This window comes from Streptomyces cahuitamycinicus (assembly GCF_002891435.1).
GTDB classification, from domain to species: Bacteria; Actinomycetota; Actinomycetes; order Streptomycetales; family Streptomycetaceae; genus Streptomyces; species Streptomyces cahuitamycinicus.
This window is the reverse complement of record NZ_POUC01000444.1, coordinates 1-6,343: the sequence shown is the minus strand read 5'-3', so window position 1 is coordinate 6,343 and position 6,343 is coordinate 1. Positions and strand designations below refer to the sequence as shown.

The following is a 6,343-nucleotide window of genomic DNA, read 5'->3' as shown; positions in this document are numbered from 1 at the left end:
GGGGACCAGGTGGGGGTAACGGGGGCGGTGACGAGGACGGTCCTCAGGAACGGCCGGGGCGAGCCCTCAGCCAGTCCTTCGCCGCGGCGAGGAGTGCCTGGTCCGCCGGCCGCGCCTCGTCCGGGTGACGTTCGGCCCACTTGGTCACATAGGGGCAGAGAGAGGCGACCGCGCGGTCCTCGCGGCCGGCGAGGGAGTAGAGCTCGCGGGCGAGTGAACCCGCGATGCCCTGGCCCTCGTGGGCCGGCTCGACGATCGTGTGGACGGGCACGAGCGCGCGCTCGGGGCCGTCGAGCACGAAGTACTCGATGCGGCCGACGACTTCACCGCCGGACACGGCCTCCAGCCGGCCCGCCGCCCGGTCGTCGCGGATCTCCGGGTCGCTCATGGACACGCTCCTCCTTGGCTCCGGATGCTTCGGTCAGGCTTCGACGGCCTGCGGGCTGCGCTGCTGGTCCGAACCGGGCACCGGCTCGGACGGGTCGGTGCCCAGGGCTACGATCCGGTTGTCGTGGTCCACGTGCACGACCCTGGGGGTGAGTGCCCGCGCCTCGGCGTCCGTCACCTGTGCGTAGCTGATGATGATCACGAGGTCGCCGGGGTGGATGAGATGCGCGGCTGCCCCGTTGATCCCGATCACGCCGGATCCGCGCTCACCCTCGATGACGTAGGTTTCCAGCCGGGCCCCGTTGGTGATGTCCACGATGTGCACGAGCTCGCCGGGCAGCAGATCGGCGGCGTCGAGCAGATCGGCGTCGATGGTCACGGATCCCACGTAGTGCAGGTCGGCTTGGGTGACGGTGGCTCGGTGGATCTTGGCCTTGAACAGAGTACGCAGCACTTTGGACTCCTGGAAGACGGCTCCCTGCCTGCTTTGTGCAGGTCAAAGGCGGTATCACTCTACAACTAGCACGCGCCTGACTCGAAGATTGTGAGGAACATCGCTTCACCCTGAAGAAGACTCCCTGCCTGCACTTCCGCAGGCACCAGGCCGTTGTGACGCCACCCACCAGGCATTGACCCTGCAGCAGTCCCATTCGCTCGGGCACCGTCTCGGAGTGTGTCGGGGTTGATGCTGACCAATTGCTGACTTACCTAACGACACATCAGGCGCATCAGGGGCAGGGCGAGATGCTTCCCCCTGGAAGCATGCTCTGCTGTGAACCGTCGGAGATCCGTCGCGTTTCGGTCCTCGTCCAGCACATCGCTCCGCTGTGTCGCCTGCTGCGCGAGGCCGTACGGAAACATTCGAAGTGGCCTTGAACTGCCTCGCCCGTACCGTGGCGGCCGTCGGCTGGGAGACTCACCGGCAGGGCAACCGGGACGCCTACCTCCGCCTCTACGAGTCGTCCCTATCCGTCTACGACGACAGCCTCCGCCAGCGCAGCGACTCGTACTACACCCCGCACCCGGTCGTCGAGGAGATGGTCCGGCTTGCCTAAAAAGTGCTGCGCACCCGCCTGGGTCAAGGCGCGCGGCTACGGCGACGAGAGCGTGGGTCGACCCCGCGATGGACACCGACACCTACCTGCACACCGTCATCAAGCGAGTGGCGCGGCAGGCAGGCGAGCGGCACGGCGACGCCATGGCACCCGACGTGATCGGTCGGCTCGCCGAGCGACTGTACGGTTTCGAGCTCCAGATGGGCCCGTTCGCGGTCGCCGAACTCCGCGCGGCCGACCTGCTGAAGAAGCACGGCGCCCCACTCCCGCCGGGCGGACCGCACGGCGCCCTCGTCGTACGGCTTGAATGGTCGGCTGTGGGCTTGGGTCGTACGGGCGTTGTATGGGCCCGGCGCGTGTCCCGTTTCCCGCGTCGCGTTGGACACGGACCCGTGACGAGCGCGGCCGTGAGCGGACGCGGAGCGGGATGGGAAGGGCGTGGGACTGTGAGGACGGTACGGGCCACGCGGACGGGGCGGAGTGCGAAGACCGGGGTCCGATTCTGTCGGGCGTGTGGTCGGCGTCTGCGGTGCTCTTGCGGTACCTGCGGACGTGGCCGGGTTGAACCAGCAGCAGCTCGGGGATGCCATCGGCTACTCACTGGAGCAGATGGCCTCACGTCCGCAGCGGATGATCGTGTTGCAGCCCGTCCTCAAGGGTCTACGCACCCACCGGTTACACACTCTGGCCGGTCACCGAGCCCGGACAGTCGTACGGCTTCATGCATCTCGGCGGCGAACTCTCCGCCGCCAAGGCAGGCACGGCGGTCATTCGCATCGCCGAGTGCAACAACGTCCAGCCGGAGGCCGGCAGCCGCCCCGCGAAAGCCCGCCGACCCGCTCGCTTCCTTCCTGCACGGACTGCCCACCATGGACGACCTCCTGACGTCCGGAGGTCTGTGCGCCACCGACACCGTCACTCGCCGAGGGCAGGGTCCGCCTGACCTTGGACGCAGAGCGGGACGGCAGCGCCGTGAGCCGTTTCACCGTCTTCCGCCAGGCGAAGTCTCCCCGTGCGGCACCAAGCGGGCCGTACCTGTAGCACCAGCACGTGCCGTCCGGTGTCGTCATCCCAATGAGGCGGTCTTCCGCCTCACACTCGTAGCGCCTGGTGTCCGGTTTGGGGGACAGCGCGTCTTCGGGCGCAAGGCCCTGCAAGTACTGGCGGCTTCCCGCACAGACACGACCTCACCCCGAGCGGTGCTGTCCCCGCAACTGACCAGCCCAAAATGAGGTCGGGAAAGCTTACTGCCTCAGTCTTCCGAAATGTGCACCTGCAGCAGATGCTGGATGATGAGTTCGAAATCCGACAGCGCCTTGAGGCAAAATTCTTGATCTTGAACGTTGATAGAGTGAACAACGTCTCTGAAGCTGGGGTCGGCGAGCCCGTGCGCCTCATGCAGGACCCGCGTCGGGACCAGCACCCAGTTTCTGCGCGTTCTGTCGATTTCCCAGTCAACTTGCGTCGGCAGATCCCTTACGGCAGCTTCAATGAACTGCGCCACCCCTTCTTCGGGGAATGCATAGCGCCACCCCATGTAAGGAACCTGAGCGTAGCCATATGCAGCATTGAATTCCGTGGGCAATTTGAACCATGCGAGTTCTCCAAACCTGCTCAGCGCCTGCACTGCCTGCTCGCCACGACTCGACACAATCATCCATTCATTCGTCACCAGAGAGGGCCGGAGTATCCCCCATCTTGGATGATAAGCTTCTTTCCCGGATTCTCCAGACGAATGGCTCGCTCATAGTCACCGTATGGAATCGGTTCTGAGCTCATCGCGGGATCGTACACGTATCGCCCGTCCGTATAAACGTCATGATAGCGATATTCCGTCACTATACGACCTGCATCTTCAGGAATGTTAATGGCTGAACTTTCACGCATCGTGAAATTGATGATATTCCCTCGCCCTCCACCTTCCCTTAGGATGTACTCTGCAATTTCCGAGCAGTCGATATTTCCACCAATCGGAGCAGACCTCATGGCTGCGGCCGCTCCTTCGTCGGGCGGATAGTTCGGGTTCGGCTCCCTGAAGTCGTAAGTCCCGCGCCCATTCTTGCCGCGAGGACATTCGGGAGCAAGTCCGAGTGAATCAGACTGTCCGTGTGGATTACGAACATAGGTGGTTGGGTTGGGCGCTGGAACGAGCCCGAGCGGATCGGGTGTAAGGTACCGGGCGCTTTCGGGGTCGTAGTGGCGGAAGTAGTTGTAGTGCAGGCCCGTTTCCGGGTCGTAGTACTGGCCGGGGAAGCGGAGGGGTGTGTAGGTGGTGCTGTTCGCGGACCATGAGGTGGTGCCCCACAGAGTGCTGCGTGTTCGCCAAGCCAAGTCTCCGTGTTCGTCGACCAGCTCGGTCGGCGTGCCGATCAGGTCGGTGACGATGGAGAAGAAGCGACAGTCGATCTCCTCCTGCGGCGCATCTGCGTCCGTGATGCGCTCGGTCTGGGCGACGGGGTGCAGGCCCCGGTGGTCCCACGTCAGGGTGACTGGGTTGGTTAGGTCGATGGACGTGGTGGTCTGTTCGCACAGGGTCCTGACGTCCCAGGTGAAGTCCACGCGCTCGACGACCGCGTCGCCGTCCTGCTCCAGGCGGAGTTTTGTCGTGCGGCGGCCCAGGGGGTCATACGTGTAGCGCCAGCGCGTGCCGTCGGGAGTCGTCACCGACGTGAGGCGATCCTCCGCGTCCCATTCGTAGCGCCACGTGTCCGGCTTGCGGGACAGGCGGGTCTTTTGGCGCAAGATGATGCGGCCGAGGGCGTCGTGTTCGTAGCGGACGTTGCCGGCTCGGGTGATGCGGGTGCCCACGTAGTCGCGGGGGCCGGTTGCGTCCGCGCCGGGGTGTGAGGACGGCCAGTGTGCCGTCGTCTGGTTGCCGGCCGCGTCGTACGCGTACGTCTCCGACCAGTTCGCCGCGTGGACCGCCGTTACCCGGCCCGTCGCGTCCAGGTCGAAGCGGCGGGAGCCCGAGAGGCGGTCGTCGATGCCGATCAGGTTGCCGTCGTCGCGGTAGGTGTAGGAGCGGTGTTGCACGGCACGGTCGCCGGTGCCCGTCACCGACTGGGTGGTCAGACGGCCCAGGGGGTCGAAGGTGTGCTCCAGGGTGACCGTCTCGCCAATGCGGCGGGTCAATTCGCGGCCTGCCGGGTCGTAGGTGATGTCGATCGAGCGGCCTGAGGCCACCATGCCGGTGCGGCGGCCCGCGGCGTCGTACGACCATGTCGTCGTCGCGCCGGTCGGGGTCGTACGGCCCGTGCGGCGGCCCATCTCGTCGTAGGTATAGGTCAGCGTGCGGCCGTCGACCGACTCCGAGCGCAGGCGGCCGAAGCGGTCTCGCAGGAGGGTCAGACGTGTGTCGTCCGGACCGATGGCCTCGGCGAGCTGGTCGGTCATGTCGTACGCGTACGTCGTGACCCGGCCCGCCGCGTCCTTGCGGATCACCTGGCCCAGCTCGTTGTGCTCGAACCGCGTCACCTCGCCGAGCGCGTTCCTCCGGGAGGTCAGGCGGTCGGCCGGATCATACGTGTAGGTGAGCGTGCGGTCGTCGAAGTCCGTCTCCGTGATGAGGCGTCCGGCCGAGTCGTACTCGTAGTCCCACGTCAGGCCTTGTGGGTTGGTGACCCTCGTCAGCCGCAGTTCCAGGTCGTGGGCGAACTCGTAGCGCACGCCGTCCGGACCCGTGCGGGCGGTCAGCAGGTCGAAATGCGTGTACTCGAAGCGGGAGACACCGCCGATCGGGTCCGTGTGGGTGGTGCAGTTGCCCTCGCCGTCGTACGTCCATGACTCGGTCGAGCCGTCTGCTGCCGTACGGCGGGCCAGGTGGCCCTCCACCGTCCACTCCAGGCGGGTCACGACGCCCGTGGGGTCGGTGACGGTGACCGGACGACCGAAGGCGTCACGTTCGTAGCGGGTGGTCGCGCCGAGCGGGTCCGTGATCTGAAGGGGGAGGCCCGCGCGGTCGCACACGATGGTGGTCGTGTGGCCCAGCGGGTCGGTCACGGAGGTGACGTGGCCCGCCTCGTCGTGGGTGAAGTGCGTGGTCTGGCCCGACGGGGCGGTCACCGACGTGCGGTTGCCCCGATCGTCGTACGTCTGGCGGACCACCGTGCCGTCCGCGTTCACCACCTTCACCGGCAGGCCGAGCTCGTTGTACTCGGCTCTTGCCTCGCGGCCGTCGGGGCGGGTCAGGGTGAGGAGGTTGCCCGACTCGTCGTAGTGGAACGCGGTGCGGTGGCCGAGGGGGTCGGTGCGGGAGAGGAGGCGGTGGTAGCGGTCGCGTTCGAAGCGGGTGACCGCGCCGAGGGGGTCGGTCTCGACGACGATCTGGCAAGCGTCGTTGACGACGTAACGCCGGGTATGACCTTCGGCGGTGGTCGTGGTCGTCACGCGCAGGCCGGTGTCCGGGTCCCTGCCGTCGTAGGAGAGTCGCAGGGTCATGTGGCCGTGCGTGCCGCCCTCGGCGACGCAGCGGTCCTGATCGTCGTACTCGTACGTGTAGCCGCGGTCGTTGGTGTCCGTCCAGGCGGTCACACGGCCAAACTCATCGTAGGTGAACCTGAGAGGGCGGCCTGAGGAGTTGATGACCTCGGTGAGGTGGCCGTCCGTGTAGGCGTAGCGCTTCAGCTCCTCGCCCGTGGCGGCGAGGTGGAGGGCCGTCACGCGGCTCGCCTCCGTGGTGACACGGACGTGGTAGCCGCCGCTGGAGATCATGGCCAGCGGGGTGCCTTCGGCGTCGTACTCGAACGTGATCCAGTTGCCGTTGCGGTCGTCGATCTGTTCCAGGACTGCCAGGTCGTCGGTGCGGTCGGCGAAGTGCCAGACGCGGTGGGTGGCGGGGTCAGTGACCGTGTAGCCACCGTTCTCGCGGTCCAGCGGCCAGCGCGGGCCGTGGGAGGGAAGCG

At 66.4% G+C, this 6,343-nt stretch carries 6 protein-coding genes; 1 reads left to right on the top strand and 5 read right to left on the bottom strand.

Annotated features, from left to right (window positions below):
* Positions 1-43: 43 nt before the first annotated feature.
* On the bottom strand, positions 44-388 hold the full coding sequence (locus tag C1J00_RS36195; protein WP_102913172.1) for a GNAT family N-acetyltransferase: 345 nt from the start codon (positions 386-388) through the stop codon (positions 44-46).
* A gap of 33 nt (positions 389-421) precedes the next feature.
* On the bottom strand, positions 422-841 hold the full coding sequence (gene panD, locus C1J00_RS36190) for an aspartate 1-decarboxylase (protein ID WP_102913171.1): 420 nt from the start codon (positions 839-841) through the stop codon (positions 422-424).
* 412 nt (positions 842-1,253) lie between these two features.
* Here panD and C1J00_RS47320 point away from each other — a divergent pair, with 412 nt between their 5' ends.
* Positions 1,254-1,442, top strand: a complete 189-nt coding sequence (locus C1J00_RS47320; protein WP_245936639.1) for a hypothetical protein — start codon at positions 1,254-1,256, stop codon at positions 1,440-1,442.
* 23 nt (positions 1,443-1,465) lie between these two features.
* Here the strand turns inward: C1J00_RS47320 and C1J00_RS47315 are convergent, their stop codons facing one another.
* The 3 genes from C1J00_RS47315 to C1J00_RS36170 all read right to left on the bottom strand — a co-directional run.
* Positions 1,466-1,696: a hypothetical protein gene (locus C1J00_RS47315; RefSeq protein WP_245936638.1), complete on the bottom strand. Its 231-nt coding sequence runs from the start codon at positions 1,694-1,696 to the stop codon at positions 1,466-1,468.
* 998 nt (positions 1,697-2,694) lie between these two features.
* A complete protein-coding gene (locus C1J00_RS36175) occupies positions 2,695-3,114 on the bottom strand; it encodes a hypothetical protein (RefSeq protein ID WP_146046320.1) in 420 nt (139 codons plus the stop codon).
* A partial coding sequence (locus C1J00_RS36170) for an RHS repeat-associated core domain-containing protein (RefSeq protein WP_180989823.1) occupies positions 3,111-6,343 on the bottom strand: 3,233 nt, incomplete at its 5' end. The genes C1J00_RS36175 and C1J00_RS36170, both read right to left, overlap by 4 nt.

Excerpts from the sequence above, each read along its gene's own strand:
- C1J00_RS36195 (WP_102913172.1), bottom strand. The coding sequence starts at position 388 with ATGAGCGACCCGGAGATCCGCGACGACCGGGCGGCGGGCCGGCTGGAG.